15 protein-coding genes are annotated in these 17,596 nt (G+C 68.7%); 11 read left to right on the top strand and 4 right to left on the bottom strand.

Annotation, left to right across the window (positions count from 1 at the left end; all coding sequences use genetic code 11):
- The first annotated feature begins 45 nt into the window (after positions 1–45).
- The 3 genes from secD to U5798_RS09730 all read left to right on the top strand — a co-directional run bounded on the left by secD (position 46) and on the right by U5798_RS09730 (position 4,799).
- Positions 46–2,067: a protein translocase subunit SecD gene (gene secD, locus U5798_RS09740; RefSeq protein WP_124449428.1), complete on the top strand. Its 2,022-nt coding sequence runs from the start codon at positions 46–48 to the stop codon at positions 2,065–2,067.
- An 18-nt stretch (positions 2,068–2,085) separates the two neighbouring features.
- The gene (gene secF / locus U5798_RS09735) at positions 2,086–3,036 is read left to right on the top strand and encodes a protein translocase subunit SecF (protein ID WP_124449430.1); all 951 of its coding nucleotides are present in this window, start codon (positions 2,086–2,088) and stop codon (positions 3,034–3,036) included.
- Positions 3,037–3,254: 218 nt separating this feature from the next.
- Complete coding sequence (locus U5798_RS09730; protein WP_322081912.1) at positions 3,255–4,799, top strand: S41 family peptidase; 1,545 nt, start codon at positions 3,255–3,257, stop codon at positions 4,797–4,799.
- Positions 4,800–4,811: 12 nt separating this feature from the next.
- Here U5798_RS09730 and U5798_RS09725 read toward each other — a convergent pair whose 3' ends face one another.
- The 4 genes from U5798_RS09725 to U5798_RS09710 form a co-directional block, all read right to left on the bottom strand.
- Positions 4,812–6,089: an MFS transporter gene (locus U5798_RS09725; protein ID WP_124449432.1), complete on the bottom strand. Its 1,278-nt coding sequence runs from the start codon at positions 6,087–6,089 to the stop codon at positions 4,812–4,814.
- Between the two features lie 194 nt (positions 6,090–6,283).
- Positions 6,284–6,865 carry a YceI family protein gene (locus U5798_RS09720; protein ID WP_006476873.1) on the bottom strand — a complete coding sequence of 194 codons (582 nt, stop codon included), beginning with the start codon at positions 6,863–6,865 and terminating at the stop codon, positions 6,284–6,286.
- Positions 6,866–6,936: 71 nt separating this feature from the next.
- A complete protein-coding gene (locus U5798_RS09715; protein ID WP_124449434.1) occupies positions 6,937–7,497 on the bottom strand; it encodes a YceI family protein in 561 nt (186 codons plus the stop codon).
- Positions 7,498–7,505: 8 nt separating this feature from the next.
- Positions 7,506–8,066 (bottom strand): cytochrome b, encoded by a 561-nt coding sequence (locus U5798_RS09710; RefSeq protein ID WP_124449436.1) that lies wholly within the window; start codon positions 8,064–8,066, stop codon positions 7,506–7,508.
- Between the two features lie 258 nt (positions 8,067–8,324).
- Between U5798_RS09710 and U5798_RS09705 the strand changes: the two genes are divergently transcribed.
- The 8 genes from U5798_RS09705 to U5798_RS09670 all read left to right on the top strand — a co-directional run bounded on the left by U5798_RS09705 (position 8,325) and on the right by U5798_RS09670 (position 17,522).
- Positions 8,325–8,990 carry a paraquat-inducible protein A gene (locus U5798_RS09705; RefSeq protein ID WP_124449438.1) on the top strand — a complete coding sequence of 222 codons (666 nt, stop codon included), beginning with the start codon at positions 8,325–8,327 and terminating at the stop codon, positions 8,988–8,990.
- Positions 8,987–9,616 (top strand): paraquat-inducible protein A, encoded by a 630-nt coding sequence (locus U5798_RS09700; protein ID WP_322081911.1) that lies wholly within the window; start codon positions 8,987–8,989, stop codon positions 9,614–9,616. The genes U5798_RS09705 and U5798_RS09700 overlap by 4 nt, the downstream gene beginning before the upstream one ends.
- Complete coding sequence (locus U5798_RS09695) at positions 9,609–11,228, top strand: intermembrane transport protein PqiB (protein ID WP_322081910.1); 1,620 nt, start codon at positions 9,609–9,611, stop codon at positions 11,226–11,228. Before U5798_RS09700 ends, U5798_RS09695 begins: the two co-directional genes overlap by 8 nt.
- Complete coding sequence (locus tag U5798_RS09690; RefSeq protein WP_322081909.1) at positions 11,225–11,950, top strand: PqiC family protein; 726 nt, start codon at positions 11,225–11,227, stop codon at positions 11,948–11,950. The genes U5798_RS09695 and U5798_RS09690 overlap by 4 nt, the downstream gene beginning before the upstream one ends.
- A 468-nt stretch (positions 11,951–12,418) precedes the next feature.
- Positions 12,419–14,542, top strand: coding sequence for a site-specific recombinase (locus U5798_RS09685; protein ID WP_124449446.1), 2,124 nt, complete (start codon positions 12,419–12,421; stop codon positions 14,540–14,542).
- Between the two features lie 154 nt (positions 14,543–14,696).
- On the top strand, positions 14,697–15,998 hold the full coding sequence (locus tag U5798_RS09680; protein WP_124449448.1) for a THUMP domain-containing class I SAM-dependent RNA methyltransferase: 1,302 nt from the start codon (positions 14,697–14,699) through the stop codon (positions 15,996–15,998).
- 359 nt (positions 15,999–16,357) lie between these two features.
- Positions 16,358–16,762 carry a VOC family protein gene (locus tag U5798_RS09675; RefSeq protein WP_322081908.1) on the top strand — a complete coding sequence of 135 codons (405 nt, stop codon included), beginning with the start codon at positions 16,358–16,360 and terminating at the stop codon, positions 16,760–16,762.
- A gap of 73 nt (positions 16,763–16,835) precedes the next feature.
- Complete coding sequence (locus tag U5798_RS09670) at positions 16,836–17,522, top strand: helix-turn-helix transcriptional regulator (protein WP_034182756.1); 687 nt, start codon at positions 16,836–16,838, stop codon at positions 17,520–17,522.
- Positions 17,523–17,596: the final 74 nt, after the last annotated feature.

Genomic DNA, 17,596 nt, shown 5'->3' with positions numbered 1-17,596 from the left:
CGCCGGACGCGACGCTGTCACGCCAACCACCCGTTCGGCCCCCTCATGAATCGTTATCCACTCTGGAAATATGTCGTGATGGTCGTGGCGCTCGCCATCGGCCTTCTGTACACATTGCCCAACTTCTTCGGCGAAGCGCCGGCGGTGCAAGTGTCGAGCGGCAAGGCCACGGTCAAGCTCGACTCGACCACGCTGACCCAGGTCGAATCGGCGCTCGCGTCCGCGCAGATCACGCCGGACGACGTCACCTTCGAGAACACGGCGACCAACGCGAACATCCGCGTGCGCCTGAAGGACACCGATACGCAGCTGCGCGTCAAGGACCTGCTGCAGAAGTCGCTGAACGCCGACCCGAACGATCCGCAGTACGTCGTCGCACTGAACCTGCAGAGCGCGTCGCCGCGCTGGCTGACGGCCCTGCACGCGCTGCCGATGTATCTCGGCCTCGACCTGCGCGGCGGTGTGCACTTCCTGCTCCAGGTCGACATGACGGGCGCGCTCACGAAGAAGCTCGACTCCGACGCATCCGACGCACGCTCGCTGCTGCGCGACAAGAACATCCGCGACGGCGGCGTGAGCCGCGTCGACCAGTCCGTGGTCGTCAACTTCAGCGATGCGCAGACGGCGGACGACGCCCGCAAGGTGCTCGCCGCTTCGATCACCGAACTGCAATGGGCGACGCAGCCCGGCGGCGGCGGCACGCAAGTCGTCGGCACGTTCACGCCGGCCGTGCAGAAGTCCGTCGAGGACGCCGCGCTCAAGCAGAACCTGACGACGCTCCACAACCGCGTGAACGAGCTCGGCGTGTCCGAGCCGATCCTGCAGCAGCAAGGCAGCGACCGCATCGTCGTCGAACTGCCGGGCGTGCAGGACACCGCGAAGGCGAAGGACATCATCGGCCGCACCGCGACGCTCGAGGCGCGCCTTGCCGACCCGATCAACACGCACCCGAACCCGAACGACCCCGTGCCGCCGGGCGAGGAGCTGTTCACGCAGGGCAACCAGGCGCCCGTGCTGCTGAAGAAGGACGTGATCTTCACCGGCGACCGCATCATCGATGCGTCGGCCGGCTTCGACGAGCACCAGCGTCCGTCGGTCAACATCCGCCTCGATTCGGCGGGCGGCCGCTCGGTGCGCGCGGTGTCGCGCGAGAACATCGGCAAGCCGATGGCGATGGTGCTGTTCGAGAAGGGCAAGGGCGAAGTGCTGACGGTCGCGACAATCCAGTCCGAACTCGGCGACCGCTTCCAGATCACGGGCCAGCCGACGCCGCAGGCCGCGGCCGACCTCGCGCTGCTGCTGCGCGCCGGTTCGCTCGCCGCTCCCATGGACATCATCGAGGAACGCACGATCGGCCCGAGCCTCGGCGCCGACAACATCAAGATGGGCGTCCACTCGGTGATCTGGGGCTTCTGCGCGATCGCCGTGTTCATGATCGCGTACTACATGCTGTTCGGCGTGGTGTCGGTGATCGGCCTGTCGGTGAACCTGCTGCTGCTCGTCGCCGTGCTGTCGCTGATGCAGGCGACGCTGACGCTGCCCGGTATCGCGGCTATCGCGCTCGCGCTCGGCATGGCGATCGACTCGAACGTGCTGATCAACGAGCGCGTGCGTGAAGAACTGCGCGCCGGCCAGCCGCCGCAGCTCGCGATCCAGGCCGGCTACGCGCATGCGTGGGCGACGATTCTCGACTCGAACGTCACGACGCTGATCGCCGGCCTCGCGCTGCTCGCGTTCGGCTCGGGCCCGGTCCGCGCGTTCGCGATCGTGCACTGCCTCGGTATCCTGACGTCGATGTTCTCCGCGGTGTTCTTCTCGCGCGGGATCGTCAACCTCTGGTACGGCGGCCGCAAGAAGCTGAAGTCGCTCGCGATCGGCCAGGTGTGGAAGCCGGAAGGCGCCGCAGCCGCCGCGTCGTTCACCGACGTGGACGAATCGACCGACACCGCGCGCGCCGCGAAGCTCGCCGCCCCGGCGCAGGGCAACGCGCCGCGCACCGGCAAGCCGCAGCTGCGCAACCGCGCGCAGCAACGCGTATCGCCGAAGAAACCGGGCTCGACCCAATAAGGCCCCGGAGACGAGACCATGGAATTTTTCCGCATCCGTAAAGACATTCCGTTCATGCGGCACGCGCTGGTGTTCAACGTGATCTCGCTGGTCACGTTCCTCGCCGCCGTGTTCTTCCTGTTCCACCGCGGGCTGCACCTGTCCGTCGAATTCACCGGCGGTACGGTGATCGAGGTGCAGTACCAGCAGGCCGCGGAGCTCGAACCCGTGCGGGCAACGCTCGGCAAGCTCGGCTATGCCGACGCGCAGGTGCAGAATTTCGGCACGTCGCGCAACGTGCTGATCCGCCTGCAGCTGAAGGAAGGCCTCACGTCCGCGCAGCAGAGCGACCAGGTGATGGGCGCGCTGAAGGCGCAGAGCCCGGACGTCACGCTGCAGCGCGTCGAGTTCGTCGGCCCGCAGGTGGGCCGGGAGCTCGCGACCGATGGCCTGCTCGCACTCGCGTGCGTCGTGATCGGCATCGTGATCTACCTGTCGTTCCGCTTCGAGTGGAAGTACGCGGTGGCCGGCATCATCGCCAACCTGCACGACGTCGTGATCATTCTCGGCTTCTTCGCGTTCTTCCAGTGGGAGTTCTCGCTGGCGGTGCTCGCGGCCATCCTCGCGGTGCTCGGCTACTCGGTCAACGAGTCGGTCGTCATCTTCGACCGGATCCGCGAGACGTTCCGTCGCGAACGCAAGATGAGCGTGCAGGAAGTGATCAACCACGCGATCACGACCACGATGTCGCGGACGATCATCACGCACACGTCGACGGAAATGATGGTGCTGTCGATGTTCTTCTTCGGCGGCCCGACGCTGCACTACTTCGCGCTCGCGCTGACGGTCGGCATCATGTTCGGCATCTACTCGTCGGTGTTCGTCGCGGGCTCGCTCGCGATGTGGCTCGGCATCAAGCGCGAAGACCTGATCAAGGACAAGAAGGCCGCGCACGACCCGGACGATCCGAACGCAGGCGCGCAGGTTTAAGCGCCCCGCTGCTTCGGCATCAAAGCAAGGCCGGCCCGTTTGGGCCGGCTTTTTTTGTGCGCGCGTCGCCGCGATGCGGCCCGCGGCCGGCCCGACCTGCACCGTCGCGGGCGTCGGCTACAATCGTCACCGCCCTGCCCCGCTCCATGCCGGCCGCGCGCCGGCCGGGCAGGCACCGTCGCCACCCGTCCGAACGTGCAGTCCCGATGATGCCTCCCATGCATGTCGTTCGTCGCCTTGCCGTCTGCGCAGCCGCCGCGGCCGCGTTCCCGTATGCGCCGCTCGCCGGTGCGCAACCGGCGTCTGCACCAGCCGCCGCTTCGCTGCCCGTCACTTCGCCATCCGCCGCTTCGGTACCCGCCGCCCAACCGCCCTCGCCCTGCCCGCCCGACTGGGAACCGCAGCTCTGCGAACTGAAGGCGGCCGTCGAAGTACTGAAGAAACAGCACCTGACCGACGTCGACATCGGCGCGCTGCTCGACGCCGCGACCCACGACGGCATCAAGACGCTGCCGTACGCGCGTTTCTTCAACGCGAAGGAGGAGCAGGAACGGCGCGACGACGAGCGGCGGGTGCGCGACGGTACGCCGGGCATCGGGATCGTGTTCGAGACGCGGCCCGACGGACTGCACATCATCGACGTGATTCCCGACGCACCGGCCGAGAAGGCCGGCGTGCGGCCGGACGATCTCGTCGTCGCGATGAACGACAGGAGCGTCGTCGGCATCGACAGCGGCGAACTCCTGAAACTGGCAAAGGGTGACGCGGGCGTGCCGCTGAAGCTCACGGTGCAGCGCGGCGCGAAGCACGAAGTGCTGACCTTCGCGCCGGTGCGCGCGATCGTCAAGCCGCATCCGGCGATCGCGAAGCGGCTCGACGGCGACCTCCTGTACACGCGGCTGTCGAGCTTTCCGGAGCCGGCGGTCGGCGACTATGTCGACGCCGTGCAGGCCGCGCGCCGCGCGGGCCCGCCGGTGAAAGGGCTGATCCTCGACCTGCGCATCAACGGCGGCGGCGCGCTCAATGCGGCGATCGGCATCACCGCGCTGTTCGCGGGACGCGACCGCACCACGATGGTGACGGTCGAGCGCGGCGACACGCACCGCCGCCGCTACACGACCAACTGGCCCGACTACGAACTGCCCGTCATGCACGGGCAGGATCCGCTCGCGCCGCTGCAGGCCGACGACTGGTGGCGCACCGTGCCGCTCGTCGTGCTCGTCGACGGACAGAGCGCGTCGGCCGCCGAGGCGACCGCGGCCGCGCTGAAGGATCTCGGCCGCGCGAAACTGCTCGGCATGCCGACCTACGGGAAGGGGCTCGCACAGACGGGCGTCGACCTGATCGACGGCACGCGCCTGAACTTCACGTACGCGCGCAACCTGCGGCCGAACGGCTGCCCGATGGACGGCTACGGTGTCGTGCCGGACTGGCTCGTGCCGCCGCGCCGCGACTCGGACGTCGACGGCGTGCTGCTGTGGTACCGCGAAGTCGATCTCGCGCGGGCGCCGTATGCGGACCGGCTGGCGCCCGACCCGTTCGCGAAGGTGCGCAAGGCGCGGCAGAAGCTGCGCGACGCGCGCGTGCGCGCGAAGGTCGATACGGCGAGGAGCACGGCACTGCCGCAGCGCGCGTTCGGCACCGCCGCCGACTGGCAGCTTCAGCAGGCGCTCGCCGCACTCGCGGGGCGCCCGGTGCGGACCATCGACGCGCCGGCGCAACTGATGCCGGCGCAGCCGGTATGCGAGCGCGCCGACCGCTGACGCGCCGCCTGTCTATCGAAAACCGAATCGCTTGCGCAGCACGACCAGCGCCGCGAGGCTCAGCACGGCCGCGAACATCAGGTAGAAGCTCGGCGCGGTCTTCATCCCGGTCGCGCGGATCAGCCACGCGATGATGAACGGCCCGAAGCCGCCGAAGATCGTCACCGCGACGTTATACGCGAGCGACATCCCGGTCGTGCGCGTCTGTACCGGGAACACCTCCGACAACAGGCCCGGCAGCGCCGCGAAGTAACCGGTCATCAGGAAGGCGAGCAGCACCTGCAGCGCGATCAGCGCGCCGAAGCCCGGATGCGCGACGAGGTACGCGAACGCCGGGTAGATCAGCACGAGGATGCCGATGGCCGGCGCGATCATCACGCGCACGCGGCCGTATTGATCCGACCAGTGGCCGACGAGCGGCGCGAACGCCATCTGGATCACGCCGACGACGAGGATCGCAGCGAACGCGGCCGACGGCGCGAGGCCGAGCTGCTTCACGCCGTAGGTCGGCATGAACAGCACGAGATAGGTGGCGACGGTGCCGAGCACGACCACGCCCATCGCGGCAACCAGGCGCGCCTTGTGCGACGCGAACGTGTCGCGCAGCGGGTTCGCGGTGCCTTCGGACGCGAGGAATTCGGGCGTCTCGTCGACCTTCGTGCGGATGTAATAGGCGACGGGCCCGAGCAGCAGCCCGAAGAAGAACGGCACGCGCCAGCCCCACGATGCCATCTGCGCGGCCGAGAGCTGCGCGTTCAGCACGGTGCCGAAGCCGGCGGCGAGCAGCGTCGTGAGCCCCTGGCTCGCGACCTGCCAGCTCGCGAAGAAGCCGCGCCGGCCCGGCACGTGTTCGGCGAGGAACGCGGTCGCGCTGCCGAACTCGCCGCCGGCCGAGAAGCCCTGCATCAGCCGCGCGGCGACGAGGATCACCGGCGCGGCGACGCCGATCGTCTCGTAGGTCGGCAGCACCGCGATGATCAGCGTGCCGGCCATCATCAGCAGGATCGACAGCGTGAGCGCTGCCTTGCGGCCCGCGCGGTCGGCATACGCGCCGAGCACGATCGCGCCGAGCGGCCGCATGAAGAACGACACGCCGAACGTGCCGAGCGTGAGCAGCAGCGACACGGTGTCGTTGCCGGCCGGGAAGAACAGCTTCGCGATCGTGACCGCGAAGAAGCCGTAGACGACGAGATCGAACCACTCGAGCGCATTGCCGATCGACGCGGCGACCACCGCGCGCCAGACGCGCGGCGACGAGGCAATGGAACGGGACTGCGTGGCGGCATGCATCGGCGATCTCCTTGTCGTTGTACGTTCTGTTCGAGGCGGCCGTGCTCGCGCCGTCGGCCTGCCCGGCGCCGCATGGCCGCATGCTGCGCTCGGGCGATTATAGGCGCGCAAAAAAAACCGCCGCGCCCCCCGGTAACGGGAGCGCGGCGGTGTGTCCGCGCGGCCGGCACGATGGCCGGCCGCGTCGGGGAGCCTTACTGCTGCTTGACCGCTTCGGCCGTGATCAGCAGCTTCGTCTTCATCTTGAAGCCGTACTGCTTGCCGTAGTCGAGACCGAAGTCGTCGCGGCTGAATTCGCCGACTGCGTCGACGCCGCACACTTCACGCTTGAGCATCGGGTGCGGCATGCACTTGAACGAATCGATCTTCAGCGTGAGCGGCTTCGTGACGCCGTGCAGCGTCAGGTTGCCGACCACCGACACCGGCTTGTCGCCGTCGAACTTGATCGTGCCCTTGTAGTTCGCCTGCGGGAACTTCGCCGCATCGAAGAACTCGGCCGTCTGCAGGTGCTCGTCGAGCTTCGCGCTGCCCGTGTGGATCGACGCGATGTCGGTCGTCACGTCGACCGTGCCGGTCTTCGCCGCGCGGTCGAGCGTCACGGTGCCGCTCGACTTGTCGAACTTGCCGCGCCAGACCGACAGGCCGCCGAAGTGGTCGGCCTCGAAGCTCGGGTACGTGTGGCTCGGGTCGAACTGGTAGGTCGCGCTTTCGGCGAAGGCCGAGAACGACAGCGAAGCGGCCAGCGCGCCGGCGGCGATGATCAGATGCTTTTTCAAACTTTTTCTCCTGGGAACGACGCCGCGCCCTCGCGCGGCATTCAGTTGAAGTTCAGGCGGCAACCCGCCGCTTACTTCGTGGCAACGAGATGGAACTTGATCTGCACTTCGTCGGCGACGATCGACGTGTCCTTCCATTCGCCGGTGCCGACGTTGAAGGCCGAACGCTTGATCGGCAGCACGCCGTCGAACGTCTGCGTCGCGCCGCTTTGCGCGACCGTGACGGGCACCGTGACGGTCTCGGACTTGCCCTTGATCGTCAGCTTGCCGGTCACGTTGTACTTGTTGCCGCCGGCCGGCGCGATCGCCGACGACACGAACGTCGCCTGCGGATACGCCTTGGCGTCGAACCAGTCCTTGCCGGCGACCTGGTCGTTGTACATCTTGTCGCCGAGGTCGAAGCTCGCGACGTCGATCGTCATTTGCGCGCTGCCCTGCGCGGCCTTCGCCGGGTCGAACTTCACCTGCGCGGAAAACTTCTTGAACGCGCCTTCGGTCGGCACGTTCATCTGCTTCGACACGGCAGACACCTTGCTCTTCGCGAGATCGACATCGGCGTGCGCCGCGCCCGACGCGACAAGTGCCGCCGCGGCGAACGCGGTCAGCATGGAGCGGGAGAAAGACACTTTCATGGGATCCTTCATTTGGCAGAGGGAAGCATCCGCGACAGCAGGCCGTCGCGGTCCAACAACTGGTGCTTGAGCGCCGCGAGCACGTGCATCGCGACGAGTGCAAGCAGAATGTAATTCAAGGACACGTGGAGCGTCTTGAAGGTTTCCTTGAGCGCCGGATCGGGGTCGATCAGCCGCGGCAGCGGCACGATGCCCAGGTAGACGACCGGGATGTTCGACGCCGAGCTGTACAGGTAGCCCGTCACGGGGATCGCGATCATCAGCACGTACAGCAGCATGTGCACGCCGTGCGATACCGCGCGCTGCCAGGCCGGCGTATCGGCCGGCAGCGGCGGCGGCACGTGCGTCGCGCGCCACAGCACACGGACGACGGCCAGCGCGAACACCGTCACGCCGATCCACTTGTGCCACGAGAAGTACTTCAGCTTCGTCGGCGTGAAGCCGGGGATGTCGGTCATCACCCAGCCGAGCGCGAAGCCGCAGATGATCAGCAGCGCGATCAGCCAGTGCAGCGCGATCGCGGTATGCGCGTAGCGTGCCGGCGCGGCCGGCGGCGATTTCGATGCCATCTTGGATTCCTCAGTTCAGCGAACAGCTGCGCCGGGCATTCGTCCGACGCTTGTCAAGGGCGCCATGCTACCGCAACCTTTTGACGCGCGCGGACTCCGAGAACAGGCGCGTCAGCGGGCTGACGGCTTCCCGTCATGTTACCGACCGGTCACAAATCTCACGATCCTTGACGCACCGAAAAAGGCCTTTTGGTAAGATTGGCGCGGGTTCCGGCCCCGTCGACGCGTTCCCCCGGCCGTCGCACAACCGCCTTTTCCATGCAACGAAACGACCTGATTGCCTGTCACGAGTGCGACGCACTGTTGCACAAACCGCGCCTCAGCGGCCGCGAAATCGCGCGCTGTCCGCGCTGCGACGCGCTGCTGTATCGCAACAGCGCTGCTCAGATCGAGCGGATCTGCGCGCTCGCGCTCGCCGCGCTGATCACGTTTTCGATCGCGCAGGCGTTTCCGATCCTCGAAATGGACTTGAACGGCAACCGCGTGCAGACGACGCTGATCGGCGCGATCGACGCGCTGTGGCGCCAGGACATGGCCGTCGTCGGCGTGATGGTGTTCTGCTCGACCGTGCTGTTTCCGCTCGTCGAGATGGCCGCGCTGCTGTACCTGCTGCTGCCGATGCGGCGCGGCGTCGTGCCGCCCGGGTTCAACCTCGTGCTGCGCGCGATCGAGCTCGCGCGGCCGTGGAGCATGATCGAGGTGTTCATGCTCGGGATCGTCGTCACGATCGTGAAGATGGTGAGTCTCGCAAGGGTCGTTCCCGACGCTGCGCTGTTCGCGTTCGGCGCGCTCACGTTGATGATCGCCGTCGTGCTGATGTTCGATCCCCGTACGCTGTGGGACCTCGCCGACGACCTGCGCGCCGGGCGCTCGCCCGGGCAGCCCGACCCGGCCGCGCCGCTGCCGGAAGCCCCCCGCCGATGACGATCCCGACCGCCGCCCGCGAGGGCTATGTCAGCTGCCACACGTGCGGGCTCGTGCAGACGCTCGACCACCCGCACGCGCACTGCGCACGTTGCGGCGCCGCACTCCATGCCAGGACGCCGAACAGCCTGATGCGCACGTGGGCGCTGCTGCTCGCGGCCGCGATCCTGTACATTCCCGCGAACCTGCTGCCGATCATGCGCACGGCGTCGATCGTCGGCGCGCAGGAAGACACGATCATGAGCGGCGTCATCTATTTCTGGATCTCCGGCGACTGGCCGCTCGCCGTCGTCGTGTTCGTCGCGAGCATCCTCGTGCCGATGCTCAAGCTCGGCGTGCTGCTGATCCTCGTGATCAGCGCGCAGCGCCGCGCCACATGGCGGCCGCTGCAGCGCACGCGCCTGTTCCGGATCGTCGAACGCATCGGCCGCTGGTCGATGCTCGACATCTTCGTCGTGACGCTGACCGTCGCGCTCGTCCATTTCCGTTCGCTCGCCGTCATCACGGCCGGCCCCGGCGCACTCGCGTTCGGTTCGGTCGTGATCCTGACGATGCTCGCGTCGATGCAGTTCGATCCCCGCCTGATCTGGGATCCAGTCGAAACCTCAGGGAATCACCATGAATAGTCCACAAGGCCCGCAGCAAGACGCGCCCCGACCGCCCGATCCGGCGATCTCGACGAAAAGCGGCTGGCTGCCGTCGCTCGTCTGGCTCGTGCCGCTGATCGCCGCGCTGATCGGCATCGGCCTCGTGATCAAGTCCGTGCGCGAGCGCGGCCCGGAAATCACGATCAGCTTCCACAGCGCCGAAGGGCTCGAGCCCGGCAAGACCCAGGTCAAGTACAAGGACGTCGAGATCGGCACGGTCAAGACGATCAAGCTGTCGAAAGACCTGTCGCGCGTGCTCGTCCAGGTGCAGTTGAAGAAGGAAGCCGAGGATTTCGCGGTCAAGGGCTCGCGCTTCTGGATCGTGCGGCCGCGCATCGGCGCGACCGGCGTGTCGGGGCTCGGCACGCTGCTGTCGGGCGCGTACATCGGCGTCGACGCCGGCCACGGTCAGGACTCGCTGACCGACTTCACGGGCCTCGAGACGCCGCCGGCCGTCACGGGCGACCAGAAAGGCACGCAGTACGTGCTGCGCGGCGATTCGCTCGGCTCGGTCGACATCGGCTCGCCGGTCTACTACCGCCGCGTCCAGGTCGGCCAGGTGGTCGGCTTCTCGCTCGACAAGGACGGCACGGGCGTCACGTTCAACGTGTTCGTCAATGCGCCGTACGACCAGTACGTCGGCATGAACACGCGCTGGTGGCAGGCGAGCGGCGTCGACCTGCGGCTCGATTCGAGCGGCCTGAAGCTGAACACGCAGTCGCTCGCGACGGTGATCCTCGGCGGCATCGCGTTCCAGACGCCGCCGAACCAGGGCAGCGGCACGACCGCGCCGAACAACACGACGTTCCGCCTCGGCTCCGACGAGGGCGACGCGATGCGCGACCCGGACGGCCAGCCGCTGCAGGTCGTGATGAACTTCAACCAGTCGCTGCGCGGGCTCGCCGTCGGCGCGCCGGTCGACTTCCGCGGCATCGTGCTCGGCGAAGTGACGAACATCGGCATCGACTTCGATCCGAAGACGAAGAACTTCCTGATGCCGGTGACGATGAACGTATATCCGGAACGCCTCGGCCGCCGCTTCCGCGAAACGATCGAAAGCAAGGGCGAACCGGCGCGCCGCGAAATCGTCGAGCGGCTCGTCCAGCACGGGCTGCGCGGCCAGCTGCGCACCGGCAACCTGCTGACGAGCCAGTTGTACGTCGCGCTCGACTTCTTCCCGAAGGCACCGGTCGTGAAGATCGACACGGCGCGCCAGCCGCTCGAGCTGCCGACCGTGCCGAACACGCTCGACGAGCTGCAGCTGCAGGTCGCCGACATCGCGAAGAAGCTCGACAAGGTGCCGTTCGACCAGATCGGCGCGAACCTGAACAGCGCGCTGTCGAACGCCGACAAGCTGTTCAAGCAGCTCGACACGCAGGTCGCGCCGGAAGCGCGCGACACGCTGTCGGCCGCGAAGCAGACCTTCTCGACCGCCGAGGCGACGCTGCAGCAGGATTCGCCGCTGCAGTCCGACGTGCGCGGCGCGCTGAAGGAACTGACGCGCACGCTGCAGTCGCTGAACGCGCTCGCCGACTATCTGGAGCGCCACCCCGAATCGCTGCTCAAGGGCAAGCCAGGAGATAAACAATGACGACACGCGTGAACGGTTTCGCGAGCGGCGCGGCGGCGGCCTTCGCCGCACTCGCGCTCGCCGCGTGCAGCTCGCCGCCCGCGCGGTTCTACACGCTCAGCCCGGCCGACGCCGCGGCGCCCGTGCGCACCGCGCCGGCCAACCCGGCGTTCCTGATCGAGGTGCCGCCGGTCGGCGTACCCGAGCAGGTCGCGAAGAACCAGCTGGTCGTGCAGAAAAACGCCGCGCAGGTCGACGTGCTCGAGCAGGAACGCTGGGCGTCGCCGCCCGCCGACGAGATCCGCCGCGCGCTGTCGGACGATCTCGCCGCGCAGCTCGGCACGATCGACGTCGCGAATTCCGCGTATCCGGCCGGCGTGCCCGTGTATCGCATCAGCGTGAACGTGCAGCGCTTCGAATCGTGGCCCGGCAAGCGCGCGGCGGTCGATGCCGTGTGGAGCGTGCGCTCGCTCGCCACGCAGGCCGTGATGACCTGCCGCACGAGCGTCGCGGAACCGGTCGCCGACGGCTACGACGCGCTCGTCGCCGGCCACCGGCGCGCGCTCGACGTGATCGCGACGCAGGCCGCGGCCGGCGTGCGCGCGATGGCGGCGCGCCGTGGCGCGGCAGCCGCGACGACGCCCGCATCCGGCAGCAAGGCGGCCGCTGCGCCGGTCGTGCCGTGCCCGGCCAACCCGACGTCGGGCGGCGACGCCGGCGCGACGGGCAAGTCCGGCGCGTAAGCGGGCAGCAGGCAGCGCGCAGGCGAGCGTTCGAAGCAGCGCGCTCCTGCGTGGCGCATCCGGTCGCGATCGCCGGCCGTTACCGGCGGCATCGCGCCGCCGCGACCGGCCCCGTGCATCGCCGTCATCGGCCGAACGGCGAGTTTGCATTGTTTGTCAAAGTCGACCGGAACCGGCGCCAATCGACGCGGTCGGCTTGCGTTTTCCGGCCCGATTGACGATCCTACGCACTTTCCGGCCCGCGCCGTTCGTCATGCGCGCAGCCAGCGGCGCCGGGCCGCGTTCGGCCCGACCGCCGTGCCTCCCGGCGCCCGCACGCGATCGGCGTGCAGCGCAGCGGGCAGCCGCATCGCGGGTCGCCGCGTATCGTCCGGCTACCGGCCCCGTCTCACCCGTTCTCCCGGCGCCGTGCCGCTTCCCCGGCCGGCATCCCGAACCCGCCCGCCCAGGGCTTTCGCTATTCCGTTTATGTTTCGTTCCCTGACGACCCTGATCAAGAAGTGGCGCGCGTCGCGCAATGCCGGTCACCAGCTCGATGCGCTGCTCGCGCACGCCGACGCCGACGCGTCGTACGCCGAGCGCAGCGAATGGCTGATCGAGCTCGCGCACTGGCTGCGCCGCAACGGCACGATGCAGGCCGCGCAGGACACCCCGGCCGAGCGCGACGCCGACACGCGCGCGTATCCGGCCCATGCGCGGCTGCGCTACCTGTTCCACGTGCTCGACCGCAACCCCGCCTGGAAAGCGCACGCCGCGCGCATCCTGCGCGGCATCCTGCGCGAGTGCGACGGCATCTCGCTGCTGTGCGACGCCGGCATGCCCGTGCACTCGGGCTTCTTCGGCGCGCTGTTCGAGCGGATCGATTCGTCGCTGATCCCGCCCGCGCCGAACCGCCGCGAGCTATCGGCGCTGTTCACGCTGATGTTCCCGACGCCGGAAGACGCGAAGTGGATCGACGCGCTGCCCGACGACCTGCTCGCACGCCTCGCCGAACTGATCTCGTTCGACGTCACCGAGGAAGAGCGTCACGAGCCCGGCTCGTTCTCGCGCGACCTGCTGGCCGCACTGCACAACCTGACCTGCCAGGTCAGCTCGACCGGCCTGTCGCAGACGGTGCGCAGCCGGCTGTCCGACGACGACGCGCGCAAGCCGCTCGAATCGCAGCCGTTCTACCGCCTCACGCGCGCGATGCTCGCGGTCGAGACCGCGCACGCGGCCGTCGAGGACGGCGGCGACCCGAGCAAGCTGCTGCACGAGGTGAACTACCTGCGCGTGCTGCTCGACGAATGCCGGATCGCCGTCGACGACGTGTTCTCGCACCTGTACCGCAACGGCGTGTCGGTCGACATCGTGTTCCAGGTCGAGCGGATGCGCATGCGCATCCTGCGTGCGGAAACGCTGCTGAACGCGTGGATGGCGCGCGACGACCTGCGCGGGATGGCACACCTGACGGCCGAGCTCGTCGATGCGAACCAGAACAGCCAGAGCGTCACGCACCTCGTGCGCAGCAACTTTTCGCTGTTCGCGCGCAAGCTCGTCGAGACCAATGCGGACACCGGCGAGCACTACATCTCGCGCGGCCGCGCCGAGTACCTGAAGATGCTGCGGATGGCCGCGGGCGGCGGCCTCGTCACCGTCGTGACCGTCTGCGTGAAGTTCGCGATCACGGGCGCGCACCTGCAATCGATGCTCGAAGGGCTGCTCGCAGGCGTCAACTACGCGGCCAGCTTCATGCTGATGCACTTCCTGCACTTCACGCTCGCGACCAAGCAGCCCGCGATGACCGCGCCGACGCTCGCGCGCGAACTCGACGACACCGGCCACGACGAAGGCGTGAAGGCGTTCGTGTCGTCGGTGATCGCGCTGATCCGTACGCAGGCGGCCGCGATTTCCGGCAACGTGCTCGTCGTGCTGCCCGTGTGCCTGCTCGTGCAACTGTTCGCGGGCAACGTGCTGCACGCGAACCTGATCTCGCCCGAGAAGGCGCATGCGACGCTGCACTCGTTCTCGCTGCTCGGCCCGACGCCGTTCTACGCGGCGCTGACGGGCGTGCTGCTGTGGGCGTCGAGCCTGCTCGCGGGCTGGGCCGACAACTGGTTCGTGCTGCACCGCGTGGGCGACGCGCTCACGTACAACCGCCGCCTGCGCATCACGCTCGGCGCGGCCGGCGCCGCGAAGCTCGCGCACTTCTGCCGGTCGAACGTCGCCGGCGTGGTCGCGAACGTCGGCCTCGGCCTGATGCTCGGCCTGATCCCCGCGATCGTCAGCGTGTTCATGTTCCCGTTCGAGGTGCGTCACGTGACGCTGTCGGCCGGCTCGATCGGGGTCGCGCTCGGCGTGCTCGGCAAGGGGGCGCTGAGTACGCCCGAACTGTGGTGGGCCGCCGCCGGCGTGCTCAGCATGGCGATCCTCAACGTACTCGTGAGCTTCGCGCTCGCCTTCACGATGGCCGTGCGCTCGCGCAGCCTGCGCCCGACCAAGGTGCGCGCGCTCGTCGCCGCGATCGTCCGCACGGTGCTGTCGAACCCGCTCGCGCTGTTCTGGCCGGCCGGCGGCCAGCCCGCGCGCGCCGGCCAGTCCGGCTCGCACTGAGCCCGCGGCGGCGCGGCGGTGCCTGGCCGGACGCCGCCGCATCGTCGCCCGGCGCGCGAAATCGGCCGCGGCGCCGGCGTCGCTGCGCCGAAACGCCGGCCCCGGCCGCCCGCGCCGCGTACAATAGTGGACTTTTGCACGTCCTCACCGCCTTATGTCCTCGCCCACCCTGTTCGAATTCTTCGCCCCCTGCCCGCGCGGCCTCGAAGCGGCGCTTGCCGCCGAGCTGGCCGAAATCGCCGGCCGCCACCTGAACGGCGCGCCGTTCACCGCGGGCGCGCAGGTGCCGGGCGGCGTCCATTTCAGCGGCGGCTGGGCCGCCGGCATGGCCGCGAACCTCCATTCGCGGATCGCGAGCCGGATCCTGCTCAAGATCGCGCACGGCGCGTACCGCAACGAACAGGACGTCTACGCGCTCGCGCTCGAGCAGCCGTGGGAACGCTGGTTCGCGTCGACGCAGACGCTGCGCATCGACATCACCGCGATCAAGTCGCCGCTGAAAAGCCTGGAATTCACGACGCTGCGCGTGAAAGATGCGATCTGCGACCGGATGCGCGAGAAAACCGGCTCGCGCCCGAGCATCGACACCGGTGCGCCGGACGTGCGCGTTTTTGCGTTCCTGACCGTCAACGAGTGCACGCTGTACCTCGATACGTCGGGCGAGCCGCTGTTCAAGCGCGGCTGGCGCCTCGACAAGGGTGCGGCACCGCTGCGCGAGAACCTCGCGGCCGGCATCCTGCGCCTGACCGGCTGGACGCCCGGCACCGCGCTGTACGACCCGATGTGCGGCAGCGGCACGTTCCTCGCGGAAGCCGCGCAAATCGCGCTCGGCGTGGCGCCCGGCGTCGAACGCCGGTTCGGCTTCGAGAAGCTCAAACAGTACGACATCACCGCGTGGCAGGGCCTGAAGGTTCCGGCACTGGACGCGAAGCGCGCGGCGCGCGGCAAGCGCAACGACGCGCTCGGCGTGTACGGCAGCGACATCTCCGGCGACATGCTCGAGAAGGCGCGCGCGAACCTCGAGCGCGCGGGCGTGCCGTCGGTATGGCTCAAGCAGGTCGACGCGCGCGGGATGACGCCGCCGTGCGACACGCCGGGCATCATCCTCGCGAACCCGCCGTACGGCGAGCGGATCGAAGTCCGCGGCCGCAGCGCACGCGGCGAGGTGCGCGAAACCGGCCGCAACCGCGGCAACGACGACGCGTTCCGCCGCACGCACACCGACGCGCCGGACAGCGAGTTCTTCAACGTGCTCGGCGATGCGCTGAAGCAGCGCTTCACGGGTTGGCAGGCGTTCCTGCTGACGTCCGACCGTTCGCTGCCGGGCCAGCTGCGGCTGCGCGAATCGGCGAAGACGCCGCTGTTCAACGGTGCGCTCGAATGCCGGCTGTTCCGCTTCGACCTGATCGCCGGCAGCGTGAAGGCGCGCCCGGCCGCGCCGGAAGGGGACGCGTAAGCCGTCCGCACGCGTCCACACGCCACGACGTCCCGGGGGCCGCTATTGCGGCCCCTGTGCTTTTGCGCAGCCGTCAGTGCTTCGAGCCGTCCCGGCGCCCCATCGTGAACGGCAGCGCGTGCCCCGTCTCGAACAGCGGCTTCAGGCTCGGCAGCACGACCGGCCAGCCGCCGCGAATCCCGCGATCCATCTCCGAACCGGGCAGGTCGGCTTCACGACGCCCTCGTGCGGCTCGGCCGGATTGATGACAACTCTACTGACAATACGGTGTCAGCAGCCGGCGCTCACACTGCAATCCCGGCGCAATGCAGGCTGGTTTCCAAACCGACCCCGTATAACAACGCAACAAGGAGCTCGTCATGACGTCCGCAACGGCCACCGCAACCCTCGAACGCGCGATCGCGTGGTTCGACATCCCGTCCCTCGATTTCGAACGCGCGATCCGCTTCTACGAAACCGTGCTGCAAACCACGTTTCAGCGCGAAATCATCGGCGGCGTGCCGATGGCGATATTCGATCGCGATGCGTCGAGCACCGGCGGCAGCATCGTGTTCGATCCGCAGCAGATCAAGCCGAGCGCGAACGGCGTGCTCGTCTACCTGAACGCCGGCGAATCGGTCGTCGCGGCGCTCGAACGCGTGAAGCGCGCGGGCGGCGTCGTGCAGGGCTCGGTCGTCGAGCTGCCGAACAACTACGGCTACGTCGGCTACCTGATCGACACCGAAGGCAACCGCGTCGGCCTGCACGCGCCGAAATGCCACTGAGCGCACCGGTCAGCGGGCCGGCGCGGCGCTATCATCGCGAAGTCCCCGTCGCCAGAGGAATCGAGGTGCTGTCATGACCCGTCGTGCCGACCGCCTGTTCCAGATCGCCGAGCTGCTGCGCGGGCGTCGTCTCACGACCGCGCAGCAGCTGGCCGACTGGCTGTCGGTGTCGCCGCGCACGGTCTATCGCGACGTGCGCGACCTGCAACTGTCAGGGGTGCCGATCGAAGGCGAAGCCGGCATCGGCTACCGGCTGAACCGCAACGCGAGCCTGCCGCCGCTCACGTTCACGGCCGAGGAGCTTGCGGCGCTCGCCACCGGCGCGCGGATGCTCGAGACCTGGGGCGGTGCGCGCTTCGCGAGCGGCGCGCGCTCGGCGCTCGCGAAGATCGCGTCGGCGATGCCGGCCGACAAGCGCACGGCGCTCGACCGCCTGCCCGTGTTCGCGCCGTCGTTCCACATCGACGAGACGTTCTGCGCGAAGGTCGACGCGATCCACCAGGCCATCGACACGCGCCACATCGTCAGCTTCGGCTATCGCGACCGGCTCGGCGCGCATTCGCAACGGCGCGTATGGCCGCTCGGGCTCGTCTACTGGGGCGGGCGCTGGACGATCGGCGCGTGGTGCGAGCTGCGCGACGATTTCCGCACCTTCGACATCGCGCGGATGGGCGACATCACCGTTCACGAGCAGTTTCCGGACATGGAAGGACGGCGGATCGCCGACTACATGCGGATCGCGGAAGCGCCGATGCGCTGACGCGGTACGGCGGCCGGCGCGAGGTTGCGCGCCGCCGCCGTCCGTTTCCCGGCGCCGCCGTGCGGCGCCCGCCC

It is taken from the genome of Burkholderia sp. BCC1972, from assembly GCF_905339605.1.
Classification (GTDB): Bacteria; Pseudomonadota; Gammaproteobacteria; order Burkholderiales; family Burkholderiaceae; genus Burkholderia.
This window is presented reverse-complemented; position numbering and strand designations above follow the sequence as displayed.

Coding starts and splice junctions, on each gene's coding strand:
- U5798_RS09725 (WP_124449432.1), bottom strand. CDS start 6,089: ATGCATGCCGCCACGCAGTCCCGTTCCATTGCCTCGTCGCCGCGCGTC.
- U5798_RS09675 (WP_322081908.1), top strand. CDS start 16,358: ATGACGTCCGCAACGGCCACCGCAACCCTCGAACGCGCGATCGCGTGG.
- U5798_RS09690 (WP_322081909.1), top strand. CDS start 11,225: ATGACGACACGCGTGAACGGTTTCGCGAGCGGCGCGGCGGCGGCCTTC.
- U5798_RS09685 (WP_124449446.1), top strand. CDS start 12,419: ATGTTTCGTTCCCTGACGACCCTGATCAAGAAGTGGCGCGCGTCGCGC.
- U5798_RS09680 (WP_124449448.1), top strand. CDS start 14,697: ATGTCCTCGCCCACCCTGTTCGAATTCTTCGCCCCCTGCCCGCGCGGC.
- U5798_RS09700 (WP_322081911.1), top strand. CDS start 8,987: ATGACGATCCCGACCGCCGCCCGCGAGGGCTATGTCAGCTGCCACACG.
- U5798_RS09730 (WP_322081912.1), top strand. CDS start 3,255: ATGCATGTCGTTCGTCGCCTTGCCGTCTGCGCAGCCGCCGCGGCCGCG.
- U5798_RS09695 (WP_322081910.1), top strand. CDS start 9,609: ATGAATAGTCCACAAGGCCCGCAGCAAGACGCGCCCCGACCGCCCGAT.
- U5798_RS09715 (WP_124449434.1), bottom strand. CDS start 7,497: ATGAAAGTGTCTTTCTCCCGCTCCATGCTGACCGCGTTCGCCGCGGCG.
- U5798_RS09670 (WP_034182756.1), top strand. CDS start 16,836: ATGACCCGTCGTGCCGACCGCCTGTTCCAGATCGCCGAGCTGCTGCGC.
- secD (WP_124449428.1), top strand. CDS start 46: ATGAATCGTTATCCACTCTGGAAATATGTCGTGATGGTCGTGGCGCTC.
- secF (WP_124449430.1), top strand. CDS start 2,086: ATGGAATTTTTCCGCATCCGTAAAGACATTCCGTTCATGCGGCACGCG.
- U5798_RS09710 (WP_124449436.1), bottom strand. CDS start 8,066: ATGGCATCGAAATCGCCGCCGGCCGCGCCGGCACGCTACGCGCATACC.
- U5798_RS09705 (WP_124449438.1), top strand. CDS start 8,325: ATGCAACGAAACGACCTGATTGCCTGTCACGAGTGCGACGCACTGTTG.